The organism is Streptomyces sp. FIT100, from assembly GCF_024584805.1.
In the GTDB taxonomy this organism is placed as follows: Bacteria; Actinomycetota; Actinomycetes; order Streptomycetales; family Streptomycetaceae; genus Streptomyces.
On record NZ_CP075715.1, the window covers coordinates 6,733,748 to 6,756,527 of the forward strand.

Here is a 22,780-nt window from a genome sequence, read left to right on the forward strand (position 1 = left end):
CTTGCGATTCACCCGGCCCCTGGAGAAGGACCACCGCCAATGGCGTCGTCCATGGAGAGACCACTCGACCACCGCTACCGGGACGAACACCCGGTGCGCACGCTCGCCTACCTGTTCCGCGCCGACCGCGACCGCCTCGTCGCAGCGGTCGGCGTCTTCACGGTCAAGCACAGTCCGGTCTGGCTGCTGCCGCTGATCACCGCGTCCATCATCGACACCGTCGTACAGCACCAGCCCGTCGGCAGGCTCTGGTTGAGCACCGGAGCCATCCTGCTGATCCTGCTGCTCAACTACCCGCTGCACGTCCTGTACGTACGCCTGCTGTACGGCAGTGTGCGCCGCATGGGCACCACACTGCGGTCCGCGCTGTGCACCCGCATGCAACAGCTCTCCATCGGCTACCACTCACGCGTCAGTGCCGCGGTCCTGCAGGCCAAGGTCGTACGTGACGTGGAGGCCACGGAGCAGATGGTGCAGCAGACCGCGGAGGTCGGGCTCGGCGCGACCACCGTGCTCGTCGGCGGCCTCGTCGTCATCGCCGTACGCACACCGGAGTTCGTGCCCGTCTTCCTCGTCGTCGTACCCGCCGCCGCGTTCGTCGTCGCCCGTCTCAGGAGCCGCCTGCGCACCCACAACGAGCACTTCCGCCACGAGGTCGAGACCCTGTCCTCCCGGGTGTCGGAGATGACGCGCCTCATTCCCGTCACCCGCGCCCACGGTCTGGAGGGCAAGGCGCTGCGCCGCATGGACGGGACCCTGCACCGGCTGCTGGCCTCCGGCATGCGCCTCGACCTGGTCAACGGCCGGTTCGGATCGCTGGCATGGGTGGTCCTCAACGTCATCGGCGTGCTGGTCCTGGCCGCCGCGGCCATGGTCTCGTACTACGGCGTATGGGGCGTCACCGCCGGCGACGTCGTCATGCTCAGCGCCTTCCTCACCACGCTCACCACCTCCACGACCACGCTGGTGGGCCTGGCCCCGGTCATCACCAAAGGGCTCGAGTCCGTCCGCTCCGTGGGCGAGGTGCTGCAGGCGCCCGAGTTGGAGGACAACGAAGGCAAGGCCGAGCTCACCTCACTGCGCGGCTCCGTCACCTTCCGCAATGTCGACTACGGGTACGAGGACGCCGGCCGACCCGCCGTGCGCGACTTCAGCCTCTGCGTCGCACCGGGCGAGACGATCGCCCTCGTCGGCGCGTCCGGCGCGGGCAAATCCACCGTCCTCAACCTCGTCATCGGCTTCATCCGGCCGACATCGGGCCGACTGCTGCTCGACGGAACGGACATGAGCACCCTCGACCTGCGCACCTATCGGCGCTTCGTCTCGGTGGTGCCGCAGGAGTCGATCCTCTTCGACGGCACCATCCGCGAGAACGTCGCCTACGGCATGGACGACGCCGACGAGGACACGGTGCGCACGGCGTTGAGCGACGCCAACGCGGCCGAGTTCGTGGACCGGCTTCCCCTCGGCCTCGACACCGTGGTCGGCGAGCACGGGGCACGGCTGTCCGGCGGACAGCGGCAGCGGCTCGCCATCGCCCGCGCCCTGATCAGGGACCCGAAGGTGCTGATCCTGGACGAGGCGACCTCGGCGCTGGACACCCGGTCGGAGGCCCTCGTCCAGCAGGCCCTCGCCCGGCTGCTGCGCGGACGCACCACGTTCGTGGTGGCGCACCGGCTCTCCACCGTGCGCGACGCGGACAGGATCGTCGTGATGGAGGAGGGCCGGATCCAGGAGATCGGCACCCACGAGGACCTCCTGCGTCGAGGCGGGGCGTACACGGCCCTCCACAGCGGGCAGGTCGCCTGACGCCCGGCGTGCGCCCGTGCTCGTGCTCCTGACGGAGCACGGGCACGGTCCACCGGCCGCGTCCGGAGGGCAGCGCGGCTCCCGGGAGTGCGGCGCACCCGGTGGAGGGCGCCCCGGTCGCGGTACGCGGGCCAGGGCGCCCCACTCATCGGAGGACTGTCACTGGACGATGACGGCCCACCGTGTGTCGCTGATCCCCGTCCTGATGCGCAGGAGCGCGGTGCTGAAGGTCTGGGATGAGGCGACGTTCAGGTACAGCGTCGTGTTGAAGCTCGCGCCGGGGGCGAGGGCGGGGACGTTGTAGTACTGCCAGGTGCCGGAGATGCCGCCGCTGGAGAATGTCTGCATCTGGGTGGCAGCGGTCGTCGACCCCGAGGTGTTGGTGACGGTGACCGGGATGTTCGTCGTGGTCCCGCGGGGCACGGTGCAGTTGCCGCTGGGCAGTGCCCCGGCGGCGGTCAGCGGGCCGCTGCTGGGTGTCCCGGTGAGGACGCCCATCTCGTAGGAGTTCTGCGCGACCCAGTTGCAGGCGTTGGCGGTGGTCGCCGACGGCTCCCAGACGACCAGGCCCTCCGTCTTCGCCTTGAGCTGGCCGAAGATGAAGGCCCACGTGTTGCCGGGCAGGTAGTCGCCGTTGATGGTCTTGGGATGGATGTACGGGTAGATCGGCTGACCGGGGGCCAGAGCGTGGTCGTTGGCTATGGCCCGGTCGAGCTCGCTCTGCCAGCTCGACTGGGTCTCGCCGCTGTCCCAGTACATCCTGGGGGCGAAGAAGTCGAACAGGCCGTTCTGGTGCAGCTGCTGGGTGAGGCTGTTGTTCTGGGTCGACCAGTCGTAGCCGTACATCCCGACCGGGTGGCCGGGGGCGGCGTTCTTCGTCCAGCCGATCAGGGTCTTCCAGAGGTTGAACGCGTTGGTGGCGGCCTGGCCGGACAGCGCGGTGAGCACGATGTCCTCGAAGTCCAGTACCACCGGCGAGCCCGCCGCGGCGCCGAACTGGCCCGAGCCCATGTACTCCTTGACCTTGGCCTCGTACGTGGCCTGGGAGGGCAGCGCACCGCCGTTGGAGGTGCAGCCGGCGTCGGTGCACCGGAATGCGAAGACGTCGTAGACGACGGTGGACCGGATCGCCCCGTACTGCTCTAGGCCAGGACGGTTGGCGCCGCGCTCGTTGACGTAGACGGTGAAGCCCGCGGCCTCGGCGTGCGCCGCGGCGGGGGAGGCGACGGCAGGGAGCGCGACGGCCACGACGGCCAGCGCGGCGAGGGCCGTCGTGCGCGTGCGCCGTGCGATGGACAGCTTGCTGCGCAGGGCGCGCAGCACGGATGGGACTCTGCGTCGTTGCAAGGTTCCTCCTTGGGGTGGGGGGAAAGCGGGCCGGTGACCGTCACGGGCCCGCGGTCTCGGTGACGGGGTGTTCGGACGGGTGGCGCGGCGTGCCGCGTCACCCGCCCGGATGCGCTGTCGCGCGGACGACGCCACTTTGCAGACACGCCCCTAGCGGAGCAGGCGCACCTCGGTCAGGCTCAGCGAGGCCGGCGCCGTGGATGCCAGCTGGATCCGGACGTACCGGGCGCCCTTGCCCACGTTGATCGTTGTGGGACGGGCCGCGGTGCCGGTCTGCTTGTAGGCGGTGACGCCGGGCTGGGCCAGGACGTCGCTGAGCCTGCCGGAGGCGAACGGGACGTCGGAGACGAGGACGTAGTACTCGCCGGGCTGACCGGCATCGGCGCCGGTCCAGAGTTCGAGCCGGCCGAGGGCCACCGACTCGCCGAGGTCGGTCTGCCACCAGGGCTGAACCTCGATGGCGGTGGCGCTGGCCGCGCCTTCGGTCGCGCCGTCCACGGCCTGTGCGGCGGCTCCGCCGTCCGCGGTGGTGGACTGCGTCGCCGGCTGCCCCTGAGCCAGGTGACGTGTCTCCGCCGGGGAGATCTGGACCTCGGCCAGGATGAGGTAGCTGGGCGCCGCGTCGTCGATCTGGATACGGACGTAACGCCCGGCGGCGCCGACGGGGATGGTGGTGGTGCGTCCTGCCACGCCCGCGCGCTTGTGGCTCCAGACGTCACCCCGACTCAGCAGCTCGGGCAGGCTCGCCCGGCCGAAGGGCTGGTCGGAGACCAGGACGTAGAAGTCGTGCAACCGTTCGGCGCAGCAGTCGACGCGATTCCACACGGTGACGCTGCCGAGCTCCTGGGTGTTACCGAGGTCGACCTGCCACCACGGCTGCTGTTCCTGGAGGGTGTGGGAGACCGACCCATGGCCCCAGATGCCGTCGACGTTCCCGTCGTTGGCCCGTTCGGCGCCGCCCTGGGTGCTGGACTGCTCGGCCGGCCTGCCCAGCGCCAGATTGGGGCGGATCAGTGAGGCCGGCGCGGAGTCGCTGATCGGGGTCGTGCCGGAGGCCGAACCGGTTGCGGCCAGCTCGGTGTCACCGAAGGCCGCCACGCCGGTGGGGGCGGTCACGTCGAAGGTGACGACGGCCCGCTGTCCGGTGCGCAGCGTGGCCGGTGCCGGGGACGACGTCCGCTCGGCGGTCCAGCCGTCGGGTACGTCGAGTGTCAACTCGACCTGTCCGGCGGGACGGTCGGCCCACCAGGTGTACTGCGCCGTGACACTGCGGGTGTCACCGGGTGTGAAAGGAGCCTTCGGCTGCGACAGATGGATGGTCGGGCGTTCGCTGTCGCCGGCCGGAGCCGGTCCGTCGGGCGTGAACGAGGCCAGGCCGGAGGTGTCGTACGAAGTCTTGCCGAGCGTGAGGGTGCTGCCGTCGGCGGTCCCGGTCCTGGTCGCGGTCGGTATCCGGCCGCGACCGACGGCCAGCACCACCTGGAATGCGGCCGATGGGCCGGTGCGGGTGATCCGGAAGGCGCCGTTGGAGGTGCCCATGGCCGCGCCCTCCGGGTGGAGCAGCCAGCCCTTGAGCCAGGCGTCCTCGCGCCGGAAGAGGAAGGTCGTGGCCCCGGCTTCGTCCTCGCCGTGGCTGATCCGCACACCCGGCTCGGGGGAGAGCTGCCAGTCGATGCGGTGCGAGGCGTCGTCGGCGAAGCGGTCGTGGAGCGCGATGACCGCGTCCGCGCCGCCGGTGGGCCGCAAGTCGGTCACCACCTCGCGGGACGCGGTGTCGATCCCGTAGTCCTTGGCCGCGTCGAGGGAGACGAAGCCGCCGCCCTGGCCCGGGTAGGTCCGCGATTCCTTCGTGGTCCCGTTGCCCGGAGTGATGCCCGCCGGGATGGCCTTGCCGTCGATCAACGGCTTGGAGAACAGGCCGTACGTGGTGTTCTCCTTCGCCGGCTGGCGTGCCCATGTCGTGCCCTGGCCGATCAGGCCGAGGGCGAGGGACTCGGGCTGTGACCAGCCGAAGTGGTGTTCGTTGCGGTTGTTCACGCCCACCAGGACGTCGTCGTCGCCCTGGGTCCGGTTGCGGAAGAGATAGCTGCCCGACCGGTCGTCGAAGAGTGCCCTGCGGATCTCGGGGAAGGCGTCAGGGTCCTTGGCCGGGATCCTCTCGGGCCAGTTGAGCAGGAGGAACGGGTTGGCCGACGGCCCTGAGGTGTGCTCGTACATCCAGCGAAAGGCCGACTGCGCGCTCCTGGACCCGGTGGACAGCAGGTGGGGGCTGAGGCCACCGGTGCGTTCCCCGACCCCGAACTGGACCTTGTCGCCGGTCGGGCGCAGGGACTGGGTGTGCAGCGCGAGTTCGGCGATGGTCGGGCGCTCCCAGGCCGCGGTGAGCGCGTTGATGCCCGCTCGCTGGGTGGCCTGGACGGCCGGGGCGGTGGTGTCGATGGAGTAGTTGATGTAGTCCCAGCCCTCCTGGTTCCACCCGGAGTCGCCGTAGGCGGCGTCGATGTGGCGGCGGTTCTCGTCGACGAGGACGGGAATGCGCTCCTCCTGCAGCCCGAAGTCACCGTCGCCACGCACTGCCAGGTCCATGATCAGCTCACCGCCGCGGATGATCGTGACCCAGTTGCTGGCCTTGTCGGCGTCGTTGTCGATGTTCCCGTGGTGGGTGGTTCCGAGCATCGCGGAGGCCCGCTTGAAGGTCTCGACGGCCTCGGTGCGCTGGGCCGGGGTCCAGCCGTCGTAGGCGAGGTCGTAGGTGTGGGCGAGCCGCATCGCGTTGCCGCTGAACTCCAGCGCGCCCGTCTGTGTGGTGAGGATCTGCGCGCCCTGCCGGAAGCCGGTGAACGCCTGCTCGGCATAGGAGGCTTCGCCGGTGACCGCGTAGGCGAACGCGGCGACCCGGCCGAGTTCGGAGCCGGTGAGCGTCCCCTTGGCGAGGGTGTCCACGATCGCCAGCCATGAGTCCTTCGGCAGGCCCGGCTTCTCGATGATCCGGCGGACCTTCTCCAGCTCCGCGGGGCCGACCAGGCGCGGGTGCTCGCCGCGGGCCGAGACCGCGGTCGCCAGCACCTTCCCTTCGGCGTCGACCAGGGCGAAGCCCTTGGCCCGGTTGCCCCCGGGCCTGAAGGTGAGGGCCGATGCGGTGGTGTCCGAAACGGCAGCCTTCTTGCTGCCGGCCAGCTTGCCCTCCGCCACGTGCGCCGGGCCCGCGTACACCGTCAGCGGGGTCGCGGCTCCGGCCGCTGCCCGCCAGGACAGCCGTAGGCCGTCCTCCACCGGGAACGCGGAGAGCACACTGGTGCGCTGCCTGTCCACGGGCGAGGCGGGCACGGCGGCCTGGACGGGCGCTGACGTGGCCAGCGCGCGGCCGTCGCTGCCGAGTGCGACGATCCGGTACCACGGTGATGTGCCGGGCACGGCCGTGTTGTCGAGAACGAAGGTGACGGCCGGCAGACGGTGGAGTCGGGTGGCCGGGCTCGGCTCGAAGTCCCGGGTGGCTGCGGAGCGGTGGACCTCGTACCCGGTGATGCCCTCGGCCGGCGAGGAGGTCCACGCCAGCTCGACCGTGCCCTCAGGCATCGGCTTGGCGGTCACCGTGATGACCGGGGCGCCGACCGCCATGGCGGCCGCGGGCGCGAAACCGAGGAGGACCGCGACGACCAGGAGCAGTCGCAGTGATCCGCTCACCGCTCTCAGGCGGCGGCGTACGCGTTGTCGGGGGAGCATTCTGGTTCTCCGTCTCCACGCAGGAATGGACAGACGGAGCCGGAACGTTGCGCGTCGGTGACCAGGGGGGTACGGGCGGCCGGTGAACCGACGGGCGGCACGCTAGCGCAGCCGGTCCGTCCCCGCCATGGCTTGAACACGATCCGTTCTACGGAGCGGTCGAGGACCGGATGTTCAACCGGGGGACCAGGAGGGTGCGTTGAGGGACGTGGTCCCTGCCCTCGCGCAGCCGCTGTGCCAGCGCCGCCACGGCGGCTCGCCCTACGGCGCGGCGAGCCGGGGCCACTGCGGTGAGCGGGATGTCCGCAAGCGCGGCGAGTTCGTCGTCGTAGGCGACGATCGCGAGATCGTCGGGGACGGCCATGCCCCGTGTCAGCGCCTGCTGCAGCAAGCGTGCCGCCTGCTCGTCGGGGTGTGCCAGGACGGCGGTGGTGCCCGACGCGGTGACGGCGTCGAGGAAGGCGTCGAGCTCCTCGGCACTGTCGTAGAGGTGATCGGCGACGCGAGGCGTGTCGGCCACCAGGCCGAGCATCCCGACAGCCCGGTCGAAGCCGCTGCGGATCCATGGGCTGGTGGGCGTGGGACAGGTCAGCAGTGCGATATGGCGGTGGCCGAGCCCGGCCAGATGATCCAGGGCTCGGACGGCCCCGAGCTCATGGTCGGAGGAAACGGAGTCCAGCAGGTACGGCCCGGTGCCCGGCGTGTAGTGCCGCTCCACGATGACCGTGGGGACGGGGAGCTCGCTGATCCAGGTGAGGGCGGACGGTTCCGGCGAGAGCGCGGGCCGGCTGGGCGTCAGCAGCAGCCCGTCGGGCCGGCTCTCCAGCAGCCGCTCGACCTGTGCGCGGTCTTCGGCGGGGTCGTAGCAGGATACGCCGAGCGTGAGGCGTATGCCCAAGGGCTCCGCGGCGGCCTGTGCTCCCTGGATGACCTGCCGGTAGTAGTGCGAAGCAGCCGGTACCAGCATGCCCACCGACAGCTGCTGTCTCTTTGTGTGCGACTGATACGACTGAGTGGACAAGGGTGCGGACACCGGGGACAGGGCTGTCGCGGGCCGGGCACGCGGGAGGGTCGCGCCGCCGTGAACGCGGGCGATCGCGCCCCGGTCCGCGAGCGCGGTGATGTCACGCCGCACGGTCATGGTGGACACACCCAGCTCGGCGGCGATGTCGTTCACCCGGACCGAGCCATTCCGGCGGACGGCACGCAGGATCGCGTCCTGCCGCAACGACTGCGTCACGGATACCTCTCCCCAGTTCGTCGTGGTCGATCGCTCAGGCTAGACGTGACAGCTCCTGATGGCGAGAGCGCGCAACGCGCTGCCGCTGTCTGATCGTAGAGCGAATGTTCATTTGTGTTTGAGTGTCCCATCACTGGTTGACCGCGCATCCTCCGGTCCGCACCATCGGGACCGGAGCCGGAACGATCCGTCATCGGACCCCCCTTCGCAACCGCTGGGCGGCGTGCTGCGAGGCCAGGGTGCGGTGCCACCGCCTCATCATCTGCAGCTCGTGTTCGACGTGAACTACCGCGTAACGGTGGTGCGGCGTCAAGTGGAGGGCGTGACCCATGAACAAGGTCGATCGCCGGCCGCTGGTGGAGGTATCCAGCGGTGCGGCAGTCGGAACGGACGATCCGCCGAGAGGCCCGGCCGAGACCGTGGACGGCTCGGCCGGATCCGGCAAAGCACTCGGCGAGGCACCCGGCAGGAAGCAGCGGCGCCACGGTCAGGGATTCCTCGCCCGCGTCCGCCGGGACAGGGCGCTGCTGCTCCTGATGCTCCCGGGTCTCGTCTATTTCCTGGTGTTCCACTACGGGGCGCTGTTCGGGAACGTCATCGCGTTCAAGGAGTACATCCCGTTCGTCGGCGTCGTCGACAGCCCGTCGGTGGGGTTCGCCAACTACGAGGCGCTGTTCGACGAGCCGGCTTTCTGGACGGCGGCCTTCAACACCGTGTCGCTGTCGGTCCTCCAGATCATCTTCTTCTTCCCCATGCCGCTGGCCCTGGCTCTGCTGTTGCACAGTGTGAACCGGGGGAAGGTGCGCAAGTTCGTCCAGAGTGTGGTGTACATGCCGCACTTCATCTCGTGGGTGATCGTGGTCGCCCTGTTCACCCAAGTGCTGGGCACGGACGGTCTGCTCAACGGTCTGCTCGGCGGACCGGACGGCGAGCACCTGATCGATGTCTTCGGCAACCCCACGGCCTTCCAGCCGTTGATGGTGGCCGAGCTGGTCTGGAAGGACTGCGGCTGGGGAACGATCATCTTCCTCGCCGCCCTGCACAACGTCGACGAGGGCCAGTACGAGGCGGCCGCGATCGACGGCGCGGGCCCGTGGCGGCGGTTCTGGCACGTGACGCTGCCGTCGATCCGGCCGGTGGTGATCCTGCTGCTGATCCTGCGGCTGGGGGAGATCCTCACGGTCGGGTTCGAGCAGATCCTGCTGCAACGCGACGCGTTCGGACCGGCGACGGCCGAGGTGATCGACACCTTCGTCTACTACAACGCCGTGCTCGACGGCCACTGGGGCGTCTCGGCCGCCGCCGCGTTGTTCAAGGGCGTCATCGGAGCGGTCCTGATCTTCACCGCGAACAAGATCGCCCACCGCATGGGCGAGCAGGGGGTGTACCGCTGATGAGCCTCGTGGCCGAAGAGAAGAAGTCCACAGCCGAGTACCGCAGTGAACGGCCGGCCTGGATGGAGAAGCCGCGGACCGTCACCCGGGTGGCCAAGGCGCTGGCGCTGGCGCTGACCGTCGCCGTGGTCGTCGTCCCCTTCTGGGTGGTGATCGCCACCAGCTTCGCCCCCGGGCAGCAGCTCATCGACAACGGCGGCTGGGCACTGTGGCCCCAGGAGTGGAAGCTCGACGCCTACACGAGCGCGCTGTCCAACGGCACCACCACGCGCGCGCTGTTCGTCTCGCTCGGTGTGACGGTCGTGGGCACCGCGTTCAGCCTGGTGTCCACCGTGTTCCTCGCCTATGCCCTGGCCCGCCCGGGAGTGGTGGGCGGCAAACCGGTCATGCTGCTGATCCTGTTCACCTTCCTCTTCCCGCCCGGCATGATCCCCAGCTACCTCGTCGTGTACAGCCTGGGCATGGTCGACACGTACTGGTCGCTGTTCCTGCCCGTGATGGTCAACGTCTTCAACCTGGTGGTGGTCCGCGGCTTCTTCCAGGGCATCCCCGACGAGCTGTACGAGGCGGCCCGGCTGGACGGCGCGGGCGAGCTGCGGACCCTGTTCACGATCGTGCTGCCGCTGTCGAAGGCGGTCATCGCGGTGGTCGGGCTGTTCTACGCGGTCGGCTACTGGAACGACTTCTTCCGCGGCGTGATGTATCTGACCGACACCTCGATGTATCCCCTGCAGACGGTACTGCGCGGCTACGTCTCCCAGGGTGACGGGCTCAACCAGGGGCTGACCGACGAGGGGACCCTGGCCCAGGCACCGCAGGCCATGAAGATGGCCATCGTGGTCATCGCCACCGTGCCCATCCTGTGCGCCTACCCCTTCATCCAGCGGTACTTCACCAAGGGCGTCCTCACCGGCGCCGTCAAGAGCTGATCACCCAAGGGGAAACCGACGTCCCCGTCCTCCGTCTCGTAGGCCCTCGCGTAAGGAATGCACTCCATGAGTTCTGGAATCTCCCGTAGAGCCGTGCTGCAGACGGCCGCCGTCTCCACCGCCGTCGCCGCCACCGGGGTGTCCCTGTCCGCCTGTTCGTCCTCCGGCACGACCGGCGGGGACATCGGCAGCGCCGGGAAGGACCTGGCGCCCTTCCCTGCCCACGTCCCTACGGACAAGGCGCCCGTCGCGGACCTTCCCGCGACCGACTCCGGCGTGCAGGCCGGCTACCTGAAGTACCCGGGCGAGCTCACGGAGTCGGTTCCCGAGAAGCCGGGAGACGGATCGAAGATCAGCGCCTGGATCACGTCCTGGGGCGCCACGCCCCTGCCGAAGGACGGGAACAAGTACTGGCAGGCGATCGAGGCAGCCCTCGGAGTCGAGCTCGACATCACCGTGGTCCCAGCCGCGGAGTACAGCAAGAAGCTGACGGCCCTGATGGCCAGCGGCCAGATGCCGGACATCCTGCAGATGGTGCCCACCCCGAACGAGGCCCAGTTCGTGGCGGCCAAGTGCCAGGACATGACGGAGTTCATCTCGGGCGATGCGATCAAGAAGTACCCGAACCTGGCGAACATCCCCCCCTACGCGTGGAAGGCAGCGGGCCGGTTCGCGGGCAAGCTGTACGGCATCCCGGTCGAGCGTCCGGTCGCGGGCCACGGGCACATCGTGAACCAGGAGAAGTGCAAGGAGGCCGGCCTGCTGGTCCCCGAGGTCGGAGGCATGGGCGTCGAGGAGTTCACCAAGGGCCTCCAGCAGATCTCCGGCCGGGGCAAGTGGGCGCTGGGCGCGGAGAAGGCCGGCGCCTTCGGCTTCAACGCCTGGATCGCCAACTTCGGTTCGCCCAACGTCTGGTCCGTCAAGGACGGCGCCTTCCTCAACTACATCGAGACCGACGAGTTCCAGGCCGGCCTCGAGCAGATGACCAAGTGGTACAAGTCCGGCGTGACCCGGGTCAATCCCCTGACCCTCGACGGGGCCACCGCCAAGACGGAGTTCTTCGGCAAGAAGGTGTTCTCCGTGGTGAACAGCACCATCGGATTCCGTGGTGCGGTCATCGAGAACAAGGGCGCGTTCACGGTCGACTACACCCTGCCGTTCAAGCCCTCCAACGGTGCGACCCCCAAGCACTGGCTCGGCTCCGGCATGTACGGCTACACCGTGCTGAAGCAGGCCCCCAAGGCGCGCATCGAACTGATCCTGCGGGTGATGAACTACCTTGCCGCGCCCTTCGGCACCAAGGAGTGGGAGCTCGTCAACTACGGCCAGGAAGGCACCCACTTCACCCGCGGCAAGGACGGCGGCCCGGTCAAGACCGACCTGGCGCTCTCCGGCAGCGGCGGCGCCGACCAACTGCCGGTCTACTACATCGCCGCGGCCCCGCAGCCCCTCTACATACCCGACCACCCCGACGCCACCCGGCGCCAGTACGCCTGGCAGCAGAAGGTCGTGCCCATCGGTGAGGCCAGTGCCCACTACGGGTTGCGCGCCAACGCCTGGGCGCAGGCCGAAGAGGCCCTGATGCAACAGCGCGAGGACGCCATCAAGGACGTCGTCACCGGCCGCAAGTCCCTCTCCGACTGGGCAGACGTGGTGAAGGAGTTCAAGCGCAAGGGCGGCGACAAGGCAGCCGACGCACTCGCCAAGGAACACGAAGCCGCCGGCAAGGTCTGATCGGATTCCCCGATCGGCTCCCCCGGCGCCACCGGGCCCGGAAGGACGGACACGTCCGGGGCCCGGCCCGCATCCGACCCTGCTCTGCGGCTTCCCGCGGGAAACCGCAGAGCCCTCACCCACCGACAGACTCGGGAACGTCATCTATGACCATGCAGCCGTGGTTCGCCGATGCCAAACTCGGCATCTTCCTCCACTGGGGCATCTACGCCGTGGACGGTGTCGCCGAATCGTGGTCGTTCTATGCGGACGAGGTCTCGTACGACGCGTACATGGCCCAGCTCGACGGCTTCACCGCGGCCGCCTTCGACAGCGACGCCTGGGCCGGACTGTTCGCCCGGGCCGGCGCCCGCTACACCGTCCTGACCGCGAAGCACCACGACGGAGTCGCCCTGTGGGACACGGCGCAGTCGGACCTCTCCGTCGTCAAGCGCACCCCCGCAGGACGGGACCTGCTCGCCGAGTACGTCGGAGCGATGCGCCGCCACGGTCTGCGGACCGGCCTGTACTTCTCCCACCTGGACTGGTCGCACCCCGACTACGCGACCCTGCGCCACACCGATCCGACCCGTCCCTGGATCACCGACAACCCGTACACCATGCCGCCGGAGGGGCAGGAGGACCCGGAACGCTGGGAGCGCTATCTGGTCTTCCACCGTGCCCAGCTGCGCGAGCTCGTCACCGGATACGAGCCCGACCTCCTGTGGTTCGACGGCCACTGGGAACGCAGCGAGAGCCAGTGGCGGATGAGCGAACTCCGCCAGGAGCTCCTCGCGATGAAGGCCGACGTCGTCCTCAACGCGCGGATGCTCGGTCACGGCGACTACGCGACCCCGGAGCAGGGCGTGCCGATCAGCCCGTCCGAGGGCCCGTGGGAACTCTGCCTGACGATCAACGACTCCTGGGGCCACCGTGCCGGCGACACCAACCACAAGTCGGTCGGTCAGATCATCCGCACCTTCGCCGAGACCATCGGCGCCGGAGGCAATCTGCTGCTCGCCGTCGGCCCCACCGAGGACGGCACGATCACCCCGGAGCAGACCGCCCGCCTCGAAGGACTGGGGAGCTGGATCGAGCGCAACCGCGAGGCGGTCCACGGGACCGAGCGCGGGGTGCCGTTCGGTCACCACTACGGCCCGACGACGCTCTCCAAGGACCGGCGCACCCTGTATCTGCACTGCCTCGACGCGCCGCGCGAGTTCGTCGCCCTGCGTGGTCTCGTCACCCCTGTCAAGCGGGTGTCCGTGCTGGGCACCGGCGCCGGGCTCGCCCACCGTACGGTCGGCGGGTTCGCAGGACACGGCGTTCCCGGCGTGCTGTACATCGACCCGCCGGCCGAGCTCGACCCGCACATCACGGTCATCGCCGTGGAACTCGACGGGGAGTTGGAGCTCTACCGCGGTGCGGGCCACGGGTAACGGCCCTGCCTTCCCACACCCTCGTACCGTTCCGTACCGCAAAGGAGAAGCGACCTGTGCCGGCACCGACCACCGCCGCGCTCGCCTGTATGCCCGAAGTGACGGAGGGCGTGTTCCCCGCGGACGTCATCGCCAGACTCGAGCGCAGCGTGACCCTCGTCGACCGCGTGCCGCTCGACGACTTCGACGACCCTCGCGCGAAGCAAACCCTGGCCGAGACGGAGATCCTGGTCACCGCCTGGGGCTGCCCGCCCATCGACGCCGCCGTCCTGGACGCGGCCCCGCGTCTGCGGGCGGTCGTCCACGCTGCCGGAAGCATCAAGCGGCATGTGGGCGATGAGGTCTTCATCCGGGGCATCGCGGTCTCCTCCGCGGCCGAGGCGAACGCCCGCCCGGTGGCCGAGTACACCGTGGCCATGTGCGTCCTGGCCGCGAAACGGGCGTTCTCGCTGGCCCGGTCCTATGCCCGCGGCGAGCGGACGCACGACTACTCCGCGGAGAAGGCCCCCAGCCTGGACGGTGCCACGACCGGCGTCATCGGCGCCTCCCGCACCGGAAGGCAGGTGATCGGCATGCTCGCCGCCCACCGGACCCGCGTCCTCGTCCATGACCCGTTCCTCAGCGCCGACGATGCCCGGGAACTCGGCGTGGAGAGCGTCGGTCTCGACGAGCTGTGCCGAAGGAGCGACGTCATCACCGTCCACGCCCCGGAGACCCCGGAGACCCGGCACATGATCGACGACCGCCGTATGTCCCTCATGGCCGACGGCGCCGTGCTCATCAACACCGCGCGTGGGTCGCTGGTCGACACCGAGGCCCTCATCAGGCACTGCGGCGCGGGACGCATCGACGCCGTACTGGATGTCACGGACCCCGAGCCGCTGCCCTCCGGCCATCCCCTGCTGACGTTGCCCAACGTGCTGGTCACCCCGCACCTGGCCGGCGCCCATGGACGCGAGGTGCGACGCCTGGGGGAGTACGCCGTGGCGGAGGTGGAACGCTTCCTCGGCGGACTCCCGCTGCGCGGCCTCGTCACCGCGGACCAGTTGACCCGCATCGCCTGAGTGCGGATCGCCTGACTACGGATCGCCTGAGTACGGATCTGCATAGAGTGCGACGACCGTACTGACATCACACCAGCGGGGAGAGAACGACGTGCGGCCCACCGTGGAGCAGCGCCACCAACACGTGCTGGAGATGCTGCGACAGCACGGCAGCCTGAAAGTCGCCGAGGTCGCCGCCGAGCTGGGGATCTCGGTCGCCACCGTGCGCCGGGACGCGGAGGCGCTCGAGGCCGACGGCAAGCTGCGCAGAGTACCCGAATCGGTCGCACGGCCGGAGCGGCCCCCGGCACCCGCACCGCTCCCCGACGAGGGCGGGCGTCACCTGGGTCTGGTGGTGCCGAGCGGTGACTACTTCTTCACGGAGATAGTCAACGGTGCCCGCGAGGCGGCGGAAGCCCGGGGCGCACACGTGACCGTCGCCCTCTCCCACTGGCAGTGGCAGCAGGACGTGGCCCACGCCGATCGCCTGCTCGCGCAGGGCGTCGACGGTCTGATCCTCATGCCGAGCTGGAGCAGCACCGGGCCCCGGCCGGGAGAGGGGGAATGGATCGTGGAGCGGGACGTGCCGACGGTCCTGCTCGAACGACGGATCCCCGTACGGGACCCGCTCTCCCGCATCGACCGCGTGTGCACCGATCACCGGCACGGCATGGGCCTGGCCATCGGGCACCTCACGACTCTCGGCCATCAGCGGATCATGCTGGCCGTGCAGGACACCCTGTACGCGAAGTGGTACGAGGAGGCGTACTTCGTCACGATGGAGGAGTTCGGTCTCGGCCGGCTGGCGGCCTCCGTCCTGAAGACCTCGCAGGCCCAGTCGGAGACCGCGCGGCGTGACACCCTCCTGGACGGCCTGTACTCGACGGTCGTCGAGGACGGCGTCACCGCCGCCCTTGTGCACACGAGCCTCGATGCCCTCGTGATGATTCCCCGCCTCGCCGAACGCGGCATCCGCGTGCCCGAGGACCTGGCGCTGATCGCATGCGACGACGACATGGCACAGCTCGCGAACGTGCCGCTGACAGCGATCGTCTCGCCCAAGCGAGCCCTGGGAGAGGCGGCGGTGGACATGCTGCTGAGCGGTCGGTCGACACGTCGGCGCATCGAGCTGCTCCCCGAGCTGACGGTACGGGAGTCCTGCGGAGGCTCGTGAACAGGCGGGCCGTACCCGCAACGGCCGGTACGCGAGCGGCCCGTGACCCGGATGTGCGGGGCACGGGCCGCTCACTCGGGCGCGCTGCGCGGGACCGTAAACCGCACAGTGCGCCCTGGTATGCCGGGCCTTGGGGCCTTGGAGACGTTGCCGCCCGACGGTGCGAGGCCGACGCGGCCGAGGCCGGCGCGGCGGGACGTTCGCGCCGCCGGGCGGAGTTCGAGGGGGGACTGCGGGACCGCGGCGGGGCGATGGGCCGGCCGGTGTCCCCTTCCTTCAGGTCTGGAAGAGGGCCGGGCGGCCCGTACCACCGCACTGGCTCGCTTGCCGCCGCGGTCCGCGTGCTGTCCGTACCTCCGGCCACCCCTCATCCGGGCCGGTGGTTCGGACGGCGTACGGGAGGAAGACCTCCCAGTCGGCTCCCGTACGCGGTCTGGTGTCAGTCCTCGCGCAGGGCGCGGACCGCCTCCTCGACGCGCTTGCCGTAGTCCGGGTCCGCGGCGTGGAAGTGGGCGAGGTTCTTCTCGATCACGTCGTCGCGGGAGACCTGGGACAGCCCGCCGGCGATGTTCGCCACGAGGCGCTGCTTCTCCTCCTCCGACATCAGCCGGTAGAGCTCACCGGCCTGGAAGAAGTCGTCGTCCTTGGTGTGGGCAGGCGCGGCGTGCGTGCCCGTCCAGCCGTGGACGGCCAGCGGGGCCGAAAGGGCCGCGCCGGTCTGGGCGGGGCCCGCGTACGAGTTGGGCTCGTAGTTCTTGTCGTGGCGCGAGCCGTTGCGCGTCGCCATGAGGCCGTCGCGGCCGTAGTTGTCCGCGCACCCCCCAGTAACAGCCTTGGGGGCGTTCACCGGCAGCTGGGTGTGGTTGACGCCGAGACGGTAGCGGTGGGCGTCCGCGTAGGCGAACAGCCGGCCCTGGAGCATCTTGTCCGGCGAAGGGCCGATGCCGGGAACGAAGTTGTTCGGCGAGAACGCGGCCTGCTCGACCTCGGCGAAGACGTTGTCCGGGTTGCGGTCGAGGACGAGCCGGCCCACGCGCTGGAGCGGGTAGTCCGCGTGCGGCCACACCTTCGTGAGATCGAAGGGGTTGAAGCGGTACTCCGCCGCCTCGGCCGCGGGCATGATCTGCACGTACAGCGTCCAGGACGGGTTCACCCCGCGCTCGATGGCCTGGAGCAGATCGGTCTGGTGGCTGTTGGCGTCCTTGCCGACGACCTCGGCCGCCTGCTCGGACGACAGGCAGCGGATGCCCTGGTTGGTCTTGAAGTGGTACTTGACGAAGAACGCCTCGCCCTCGGCGTTGGTCCACTGGTAGGTGTGGGAGCCGTAGCCGTTCATGTGGCGGTACGACGCGGGGATGCCGCGGTCTCCCATCAGCCAGGTGATCTGGTGGGTGGCCTCGGGGGCGTGGGCCCAGAAGTCCCAGACGTTGTCCGGCTCCTGCTTGCCCGTGAACGGGTCGCGCTTCTGGGAGTGGATGAAGTCGGGGAACTTGACCGGGTCCTTGATGAAGAACACCGGGGTGTTGTTGCCGACGAGGTCGTAGTTGCCCTCCTCGGTGTAGAACTTCAGCGCGAAGCCGCGCGGGTCACGGACCGCGTCCGCGCCGCCGAGCGAGTCGGCGACGGTCGAGAAGCGGATGAAGGTCTCGGTCCGCTTGCCGGTCCCGGCGAGGAACGCGGCCTTGGTGAAGCGGGTGACGTCGTCGGTCACCTCGAAGTAGCCGTAGGCGCCGGAGCCGCGGGCGTGCACGACACGCTCCGGGATGCGCTCACGGTTGAAGCGGGCGAGCTTCTCCAGCAGGTGCTGGTCCTGGAGGAGGAGCGGGCCACCGACGCCGGCGGTGGCGGAGTTCTGGTTGTCGGCGACCGGAGCGCCGGACTCGGTCGTAAGCACGCGCTGCGTCATGGGTGGCGGGGATGACCTTCCGTGCGGGGTTGCTGAGCGTGCCTGGAGCGTAGATTTGCCCCCGTGACAGCGTCAACAGTTTGTTGAAGTTCTGGATGTGAATCCGGGCCGCGGCTGCACTTGGGCGCGACAGGACAGGTGTCAGCGCAGCCACGGCCCGGATGCCGGGGGAGAGCCGTCGGGCCCTCGGGGAAAGCCGCTGGGGTGCGGCCCGGTTCAGGCGGCCGGCTGGCCCGAGAGGCGCTCGACGGCGCGCAGCAGGGCCGAGTGGTCGAGGCCGCCGTCGCCCTGCGCACGCAGGGAGGCGACCAGTTGGGCGACCACGGCGCCGACCGGCAGCGCGGCGCCGACGTTGCGGGCGGCGTCGGTGACGATGCCCATGTCCTTGTGGTGCAGGTCGATCCGGAAGCCGGGCTTGAAGTCCCGGTTCAGGAAGTTGTCCTTCTTGCGGGTCAGGACCGTGGAGCCGGCCAGGCCGCCGCCCAGCACGTCCAGGGCGGCCTGGAGGTTCACGCCGGACTTCTCCAGGAAGACGACGGCCTCGGCGCATGCCTGGATGTTGACCGCGACGATCAGCTGGTTGGCGGCCTTCACCGTCTGGCCGGAGCCGTGCGGACCGCACAGCACGATGGTCTTGCCCAGCGCCTCCAGGATCGGAAGGGCCTCGTCGAAGACCTCCTGCTCGCCGCCGACCATGATGGACAGGACCGCCTCGATGGCGCCCGCCTCGCCGCCGGAGACCGGGGCGTCCAGCACCCGGACGCCCTTGTCCGCGGCCGCCGCGGCGAGGTCGACGGAGGTCTGCGGGGTGATCGAGGACATGTCGATCAGCAGGGCGCCCTGCCGCGCGTTCTCCAGGATGCCCTCCGGGCCGTAGGCGATCGCCTCGACCTGCGGCGACGCCGGCACCATCGTGATGATGACGTCCGCGTCCGCGACGGCCTCGGCGATGGAGCCCGCCGCGGTGCCGCCGGCGGCGGCCAGCCGGTCCAGCTTGTCCTGCTCCAGGGTGTAGCCGGTGACGGAGTAGCCCGCCTTGATCAGGTTCTCGGACATGGGGGAGCCCATGATGCCGAGGCCGATCCACGCGATCGCGGGGCGGGAAGCGTGGGCGGAAGCTGCGAGGGTGGTCATGGTGAGGGTGCCTCTCGGAACTGGTGGTACGGGGGGAGGGGGTCAGCGGGCCGCGCGGGCCTCGGCGGGAAGCCAGCCGAAGGCGTCGGCGCTCGGGCGGTCGCCCGGCTTGTACTCCAGGCCGACCCAGCCGTCGTAACCGGCCTTCCGCAGCTCGTCGAGGAGCTGCTCCAGCGGGAGCGAGCCGGTGCCCGGCGCGCCGCGGCCCGGGTTGTCGGCGATCTGGACGTGGCCGGTCCGGTCGGCGTACGCCTCGATGATCCGGCTGACGTCCTCGCCGTTCATCGACAGGTGGTAGATGTCGAGCAGGAACTTCGCGTTCCCTAGCCCGGTCGCCGCGTTGACCTTGTCCACGACCTCGATCGCGGACGGGGCGCTCACCAGCGGGTAGCGCGGGGACTCCGGCTCGTTGAGGGTCTCGATCAGCAGGATCGCCCCGACCCGGTCGGCCGCGCGGGCCGCCGTGACCAGGTTCTCCAGGGCGAGTGCGTCCTGGACGGCCGGGTCGACGCCGTCCACGCGGTTGCCGTACAGCGCGTTGAGCGCCTTGCAGCCCACCGAGGCGGCGAAGTCCGCGGCCACGTCGATGTTGGCGCGGAAGCGGTCCGACTCCTCCCCGGGCACGGAGAGGGCGCCGCGGTCCGGTCCCGGCAGCTGTCCCGCGTAGAAGTTCAGGCCGACCAGCCGGGTGCCGGCCTGCTCCAGCGCCTGCTTCAGGGCTTCCAGCTCGCTCGGGTCGGGCGTGGGGGTGTCGATCCAGGGCCACCACAGCTCGACCGCGGTGAAGCCGGCCGCGGCGGCGGCCGCGGGGCGCTCCAGGAGCGGGAGTTCCGTGAAGAGGATCGACAGGTTCACATCGAAGCGCTGGTCCGTGCCGCGCTTGTTCGTGAGGAGAGGGGCCATGAGGGAATGCGCTCCTTCCGTATTGCGGAAGTTCGTTTCTGCTTAACGGAAGACTGCAAGCTGGGTGTCGCCCTTGTCAAGGGGGCATGTCCGATTCCGCGGCCCGGGCAGTAGGTTGACCCCGTGCGACTGAGAGTGGAGTTCACGACAGAGCCCTTCGACCTCGACGAGGCGCCGGCCCACGCCGTGGTCGCCCGCGAGGTCATCCAGGCGGCCGAGCTCGACGCGGTGGACGTCGGGCCCTTCGGCAACACGGCGGAGGGTGGGGCGGACGCGGTGCTCTCCGCGGTCGACTCGCTGCTGCGGCAGGCTCTGGGCGCCGGCGCCACTCGGGTGTCGTTGCAGGTCAACGTGATCGGCGAGAGTGAAGCCCGTGAGGAGGGTGCGCGGTGACCGGCCCCGTCGACCACCCGCTCGTCACCGCGGTGAAGCCGCTGGTGGATGCCATGGGCGCGCAGATCCTGCTGCCCGAGCAGGCCCGGCCCGACGATGTCGTGCTCACCTGGGAGGGCGAGGACGTGCTCGCCGTACGGCTCCCGCAGCTCTCCGACTCGCTCGACCACATCCTGGCGGCGATGGAGCGAGGCTACGGAATGCCGCTCTCCGAGCTCGACCGCAAGGTGAAGCAGTCGGTCGTACGGACCCTGGAGGCCCGCGGCGCCTTCTCCGTTCGGCACGGCGTGGAGACCGTCGCGAGCGCGCTCGGCGTCAGCCGTTTCACCGTCTACAACTACCTGAACAGGGAAAACGCCGCCAAGGGTGAATGAGCTGCCACTCTCCGTGCGAAGCCGCCGTCCGGATGTCGGGACGGCGGCTTCCGCGTCAACGAAGTTTCAACAAAGTGTTGACGAGGTGTCGGGGTTAGGCGTTAGCTATCCGCAGCCCGTCCAGCAACAAGGCCACGGAGGCTCCCGTGACTTCGAGTTCTTCGACACCGGGCCTCGCCCGGTTCAACGCCCTGGAGGAGCACGCGGCCGCCGCCGCCCTCCACGAGGCGTGTGCCAGCTCGGCATGGGGGAGCAAACTGCTCGCCCAGCGCCCGTACGCCACCGCGGAAGCCCTCTTCGCCGCCAGTGACGCCGCCATGGCCGAGCTGACCGCCGGCGATCTGGCCGAGGCGATGGCGGGCCACCCGCCGATCGGCCGGCCGAAGTCCGGGGACCCGACCTCCGCCCGCGAGCAGAGCGGCATGGCCGGTGCCACCGACGCGCTCAAGGCCGAGATGCTGGAGCTCAACCTGGCCTACCAGGAGAGGTTCGGGCACGTCTTCCTGATCTGCGCCACCGGCAGGACCGGCGAGCAGATGCGGGACGCCGTCCGCGAGCGCATCGGCAACACGCCCGAGCGGGAGCGCGAGATCGTCCGCACCGAACTGGGCAAGATCAACCGTATCCGGCTGAGCCGACTGCTCGAAGAGGAAACCGCATGAGCACCGACACCACCGCCTCCGTGTCCACCCACATCCTGGACACCAGCATCGGCCGCCCCGCCGGGGGCGTCGCCGTCTCCCTGTCGGCCCGCGGCGGGTCCGGCGCGCAGTGGGCGGTGCTCGGCGGATCCGCGACCGATGCGGACGGGCGCTGCAAGGACCTGCCGGCACTGCCGGAGGGAACGACCCACGTACGTCTCGACTTCGCGACCGAGGCGTACTTCACCGCAGACAAGCAAGCCGATGCGCAGCAGGACGCCCCCGCGAATCGGGACAGCGGTGCGGCCGGAGCGTTCTTCCCGGAGGTGGCGATCACATTCGCCGTCGTACCGGGGGAGCACTACCACGTACCGCTGCTGCTCAACCCGTTCGGCTACTCCGTTTACCGAGGGAGCTAGCAGAAGATGCCCACGATTCTGGGACAGAACCAGTACGGCAAGGCCGAGAACCGAGTCGTCAAGATCACGCGGGACGGCGCCACCCACCACATCAAGGACCTCAATGTGTCGGTGTCGCTGAGCGGCGACATGGAAGAGGTCCACTACTCGGGCTCCAACGCGAACGTCCTGCCGACGGACACCACCAAGAACACGGTGTACGCCTTCGCCAAGGAGTACGGCATCGAGTCCGCCGAGCAGTTCGGCATCCACCTCGCCCGTCACTTCGTGACCTCCCAGGAGCCGATCCACCAGGCGCGCATCCGTATCGAGGAGTACACCTGGGAGCGCATCGAGACCTCCGACGCCAACTCCCGCTTCATCGGCGCGGACGAGGTCAAGCACTCCTTCGTCCGCAAGGGCCAGGAGACCCGGGTCACCCAGATCACCTACGACGGTGAGCGGTGGGAGGTCATCTCCGGACTCAAGGACCTGATCGTGATGAACTCGACCAACTCCGAGTTCTGGGGCTACGTCAAGGACAGGTACACGACCCTCCAGGAGGCGTACGACCGCATCCTGGCCACCCAGGTCTCCGGCCGCTGGCGGTTCAACTGGACCGACGACGAGCAGCGGATGCCGAACTGGGAGAAGTCCTACGCGCAGGTCAGGAAGCACATGCTGCAGGCCTTCGCGGAGACCTACTCGCTCTCGCTCCAGCAGACGCTGTACCAGATGGGCTCGCGCATCATCAACAACCGGTCGGAGATCGACGAGGTCCGCTTCTCCCTCCCGAACAAGCACCACTTCCTCGTCGACCTGGAGCCCTTCGGGCTCAAGAACGACAACGAGGTCTACTTCGCGGCCGATCGGCCCTACGGCCTGATCGAGGCCACGATCCTGCGGGACGGCGTCGAACCGCGCATCCCGGTCGACATGACCAACCTCTGACACGGGACCGGCCCACGGCCCCGCCCCATCGCGCCCGCCCCGACCGGGGCGGGGCCGTACCGGACCGGAGGGAACGGTGGTTTTCTTGACACGTGTACGCAGCCGCCCGAAGCGCCTGTCGCGCGAGCACCTGTTCCTCCCCGCCCTCCCCACCACCTTCGGCACCCACAGCCGCCGCGGCACCCGCGGTCGCGCCGCTGTGGCACTCAAATCCTTCTAGGGCCCTGCCGTGCCCTCCCCCGGGACGTCGACATCCGCCTCCCGAGGGA

The 22,780-nt window shown here is 69.6% G+C and carries 18 protein-coding genes; 12 read left to right on the forward strand and 6 right to left on the reverse strand.

What is annotated here, in order from left to right:
- Positions 1-39: 39 nt before the first annotated feature.
- Positions 40-1,809, forward strand: a complete 1,770-nt coding sequence (locus KK483_RS30125; RefSeq protein WP_262008370.1) for an ABC transporter ATP-binding protein — start codon at positions 40-42, stop codon at positions 1,807-1,809.
- A 159-nt stretch (positions 1,810-1,968) separates the two neighbouring features.
- Here KK483_RS30125 and KK483_RS30130 read toward each other — a convergent pair whose 3' ends face one another.
- From KK483_RS30130 to KK483_RS30140, 3 genes are all read right to left on the reverse strand, one after another.
- Positions 1,969-3,156 carry a hypothetical protein gene (locus tag KK483_RS30130; protein WP_262008371.1) on the reverse strand — a complete coding sequence of 396 codons (1,188 nt, stop codon included), beginning with the start codon at positions 3,154-3,156 and terminating at the stop codon, positions 1,969-1,971.
- Between the two features lie 150 nt (positions 3,157-3,306).
- Entirely contained in the window at positions 3,307-6,840 is a 3,534-nt protein-coding gene (locus KK483_RS30135) for a discoidin domain-containing protein (RefSeq protein ID WP_262008372.1), read from the reverse strand.
- 187 nt (positions 6,841-7,027) lie between these two features.
- Positions 7,028-8,119 (reverse strand): LacI family DNA-binding transcriptional regulator, encoded by a 1,092-nt coding sequence (locus KK483_RS30140; protein WP_262008373.1) that lies wholly within the window; start codon positions 8,117-8,119, stop codon positions 7,028-7,030.
- 536 nt (positions 8,120-8,655) lie between these two features.
- Between KK483_RS30140 and KK483_RS30145 the strand changes: the two genes are divergently transcribed.
- From KK483_RS30145 to KK483_RS30170, 6 genes are all read left to right on the forward strand, one after another.
- Entirely contained in the window at positions 8,656-9,513 is an 858-nt protein-coding gene (locus KK483_RS30145) for an ABC transporter permease subunit (protein WP_262009741.1), read from the forward strand.
- Positions 9,513-10,442, forward strand: a complete 930-nt coding sequence (locus tag KK483_RS30150) for a carbohydrate ABC transporter permease (RefSeq protein ID WP_262008374.1) — start codon at positions 9,513-9,515, stop codon at positions 10,440-10,442. The genes KK483_RS30145 and KK483_RS30150 overlap by 1 nt, the downstream gene beginning before the upstream one ends.
- Positions 10,443-10,508: 66 nt before the next feature.
- Entirely contained in the window at positions 10,509-12,176 is a 1,668-nt protein-coding gene (locus KK483_RS30155; RefSeq protein WP_262008375.1) for an extracellular solute-binding protein, read from the forward strand.
- Positions 12,177-12,247: 71 nt separating this feature from the next.
- Positions 12,248-13,594 carry an alpha-L-fucosidase gene (locus tag KK483_RS30160; protein ID WP_262009742.1) on the forward strand — a complete coding sequence of 449 codons (1,347 nt, stop codon included), beginning with the start codon at positions 12,248-12,250 and terminating at the stop codon, positions 13,592-13,594.
- An 89-nt stretch (positions 13,595-13,683) separates the two neighbouring features.
- The gene (locus KK483_RS30165; protein ID WP_399016219.1) at positions 13,684-14,658 is read left to right on the forward strand and encodes a hydroxyacid dehydrogenase; all 975 of its coding nucleotides are present in this window, start codon (positions 13,684-13,686) and stop codon (positions 14,656-14,658) included.
- Between the two features lie 91 nt (positions 14,659-14,749).
- Positions 14,750-15,811, forward strand: coding sequence for a substrate-binding domain-containing protein (locus KK483_RS30170; RefSeq protein WP_262008377.1), 1,062 nt, complete (start codon positions 14,750-14,752; stop codon positions 15,809-15,811).
- Positions 15,812-16,250: 439 nt separating this feature from the next.
- On the opposite strand, the gene KK483_RS30175 is transcribed toward KK483_RS30170, so the two are convergent.
- The 3 genes from KK483_RS30175 to KK483_RS30185 all read right to left on the reverse strand — a co-directional run bounded on the left by KK483_RS30175 (position 16,251) and on the right by KK483_RS30185 (position 19,754).
- On the reverse strand, positions 16,251-17,717 hold the full coding sequence (locus tag KK483_RS30175) for a catalase (RefSeq protein ID WP_262008378.1): 1,467 nt from the start codon (positions 17,715-17,717) through the stop codon (positions 16,251-16,253).
- A 216-nt stretch (positions 17,718-17,933) separates the two neighbouring features.
- Entirely contained in the window at positions 17,934-18,851 is a 918-nt protein-coding gene (locus KK483_RS30180; RefSeq protein ID WP_262008379.1) for a 2-hydroxy-3-oxopropionate reductase, read from the reverse strand.
- A gap of 42 nt (positions 18,852-18,893) precedes the next feature.
- Positions 18,894-19,754 (reverse strand): TIM barrel protein, encoded by an 861-nt coding sequence (locus KK483_RS30185; protein WP_262008380.1) that lies wholly within the window; start codon positions 19,752-19,754, stop codon positions 18,894-18,896.
- A gap of 123 nt (positions 19,755-19,877) precedes the next feature.
- Between KK483_RS30185 and KK483_RS30190 the strand changes: the two genes are divergently transcribed.
- The 5 genes from KK483_RS30190 to pucL all read left to right on the forward strand — a co-directional run bounded on the left by KK483_RS30190 (position 19,878) and on the right by pucL (position 22,511).
- Positions 19,878-20,147, forward strand: a complete 270-nt coding sequence (locus tag KK483_RS30190; protein WP_262008381.1) for a thiamine-binding protein — start codon at positions 19,878-19,880, stop codon at positions 20,145-20,147.
- A complete protein-coding gene (locus KK483_RS30195) occupies positions 20,144-20,521 on the forward strand; it encodes a helix-turn-helix domain-containing protein (RefSeq protein ID WP_262008382.1) in 378 nt (125 codons plus the stop codon). Before KK483_RS30190 ends, KK483_RS30195 begins: the two co-directional genes overlap by 4 nt.
- 146 nt (positions 20,522-20,667) lie before the next feature.
- Positions 20,668-21,183, forward strand: a complete 516-nt coding sequence (uraD, locus tag KK483_RS30200) for a 2-oxo-4-hydroxy-4-carboxy-5-ureidoimidazoline decarboxylase (protein ID WP_262008383.1) — start codon at positions 20,668-20,670, stop codon at positions 21,181-21,183.
- Positions 21,180-21,581 carry a hydroxyisourate hydrolase gene (gene uraH, locus KK483_RS30205; RefSeq protein WP_262008384.1) on the forward strand — a complete coding sequence of 134 codons (402 nt, stop codon included), beginning with the start codon at positions 21,180-21,182 and terminating at the stop codon, positions 21,579-21,581. The genes uraD and uraH overlap by 4 nt, the downstream gene beginning before the upstream one ends.
- 6 nt (positions 21,582-21,587) lie before the next feature.
- Positions 21,588-22,511 (forward strand): factor-independent urate hydroxylase, encoded by a 924-nt coding sequence (gene pucL, locus KK483_RS30210; RefSeq protein WP_262008385.1) that lies wholly within the window; start codon positions 21,588-21,590, stop codon positions 22,509-22,511.
- Positions 22,512-22,780: the final 269 nt, after the last annotated feature.

What these genes read in the sequence shown, in the direction of transcription:
- KK483_RS30125 (WP_262008370.1), top strand. Translation starts at nt 40, where the DNA reads ATGGCGTCGTCCATGGAGAGACCACTCGACCACCGCTACCGGGACGAA.
- KK483_RS30145 (WP_262009741.1), top strand. Translation starts at nt 8,656, where the DNA reads ATGCTCCCGGGTCTCGTCTATTTCCTGGTGTTCCACTACGGGGCGCTG.
- KK483_RS30150 (WP_262008374.1), top strand. Translation starts at nt 9,513, where the DNA reads ATGAGCCTCGTGGCCGAAGAGAAGAAGTCCACAGCCGAGTACCGCAGT.
- KK483_RS30155 (WP_262008375.1), top strand. Translation starts at nt 10,509, where the DNA reads ATGAGTTCTGGAATCTCCCGTAGAGCCGTGCTGCAGACGGCCGCCGTC.
- KK483_RS30165 (WP_399016219.1), top strand. Translation starts at nt 13,684, where the DNA reads ATGCCCGAAGTGACGGAGGGCGTGTTCCCCGCGGACGTCATCGCCAGA.
- KK483_RS30175 (WP_262008378.1), bottom strand. Translation starts at nt 17,717, where the DNA reads ATGACGCAGCGCGTGCTTACGACCGAGTCCGGCGCTCCGGTCGCCGAC.
- KK483_RS30180 (WP_262008379.1), bottom strand. Translation starts at nt 18,851, where the DNA reads ATGACCACCCTCGCAGCTTCCGCCCACGCTTCCCGCCCCGCGATCGCG.
- KK483_RS30185 (WP_262008380.1), bottom strand. Translation starts at nt 19,754, where the DNA reads ATGGCCCCTCTCCTCACGAACAAGCGCGGCACGGACCAGCGCTTCGAT.
- uraH (WP_262008384.1), top strand. Translation starts at nt 21,180, where the DNA reads ATGAGCACCGACACCACCGCCTCCGTGTCCACCCACATCCTGGACACC.
- pucL (WP_262008385.1), top strand. Translation starts at nt 21,588, where the DNA reads ATGCCCACGATTCTGGGACAGAACCAGTACGGCAAGGCCGAGAACCGA.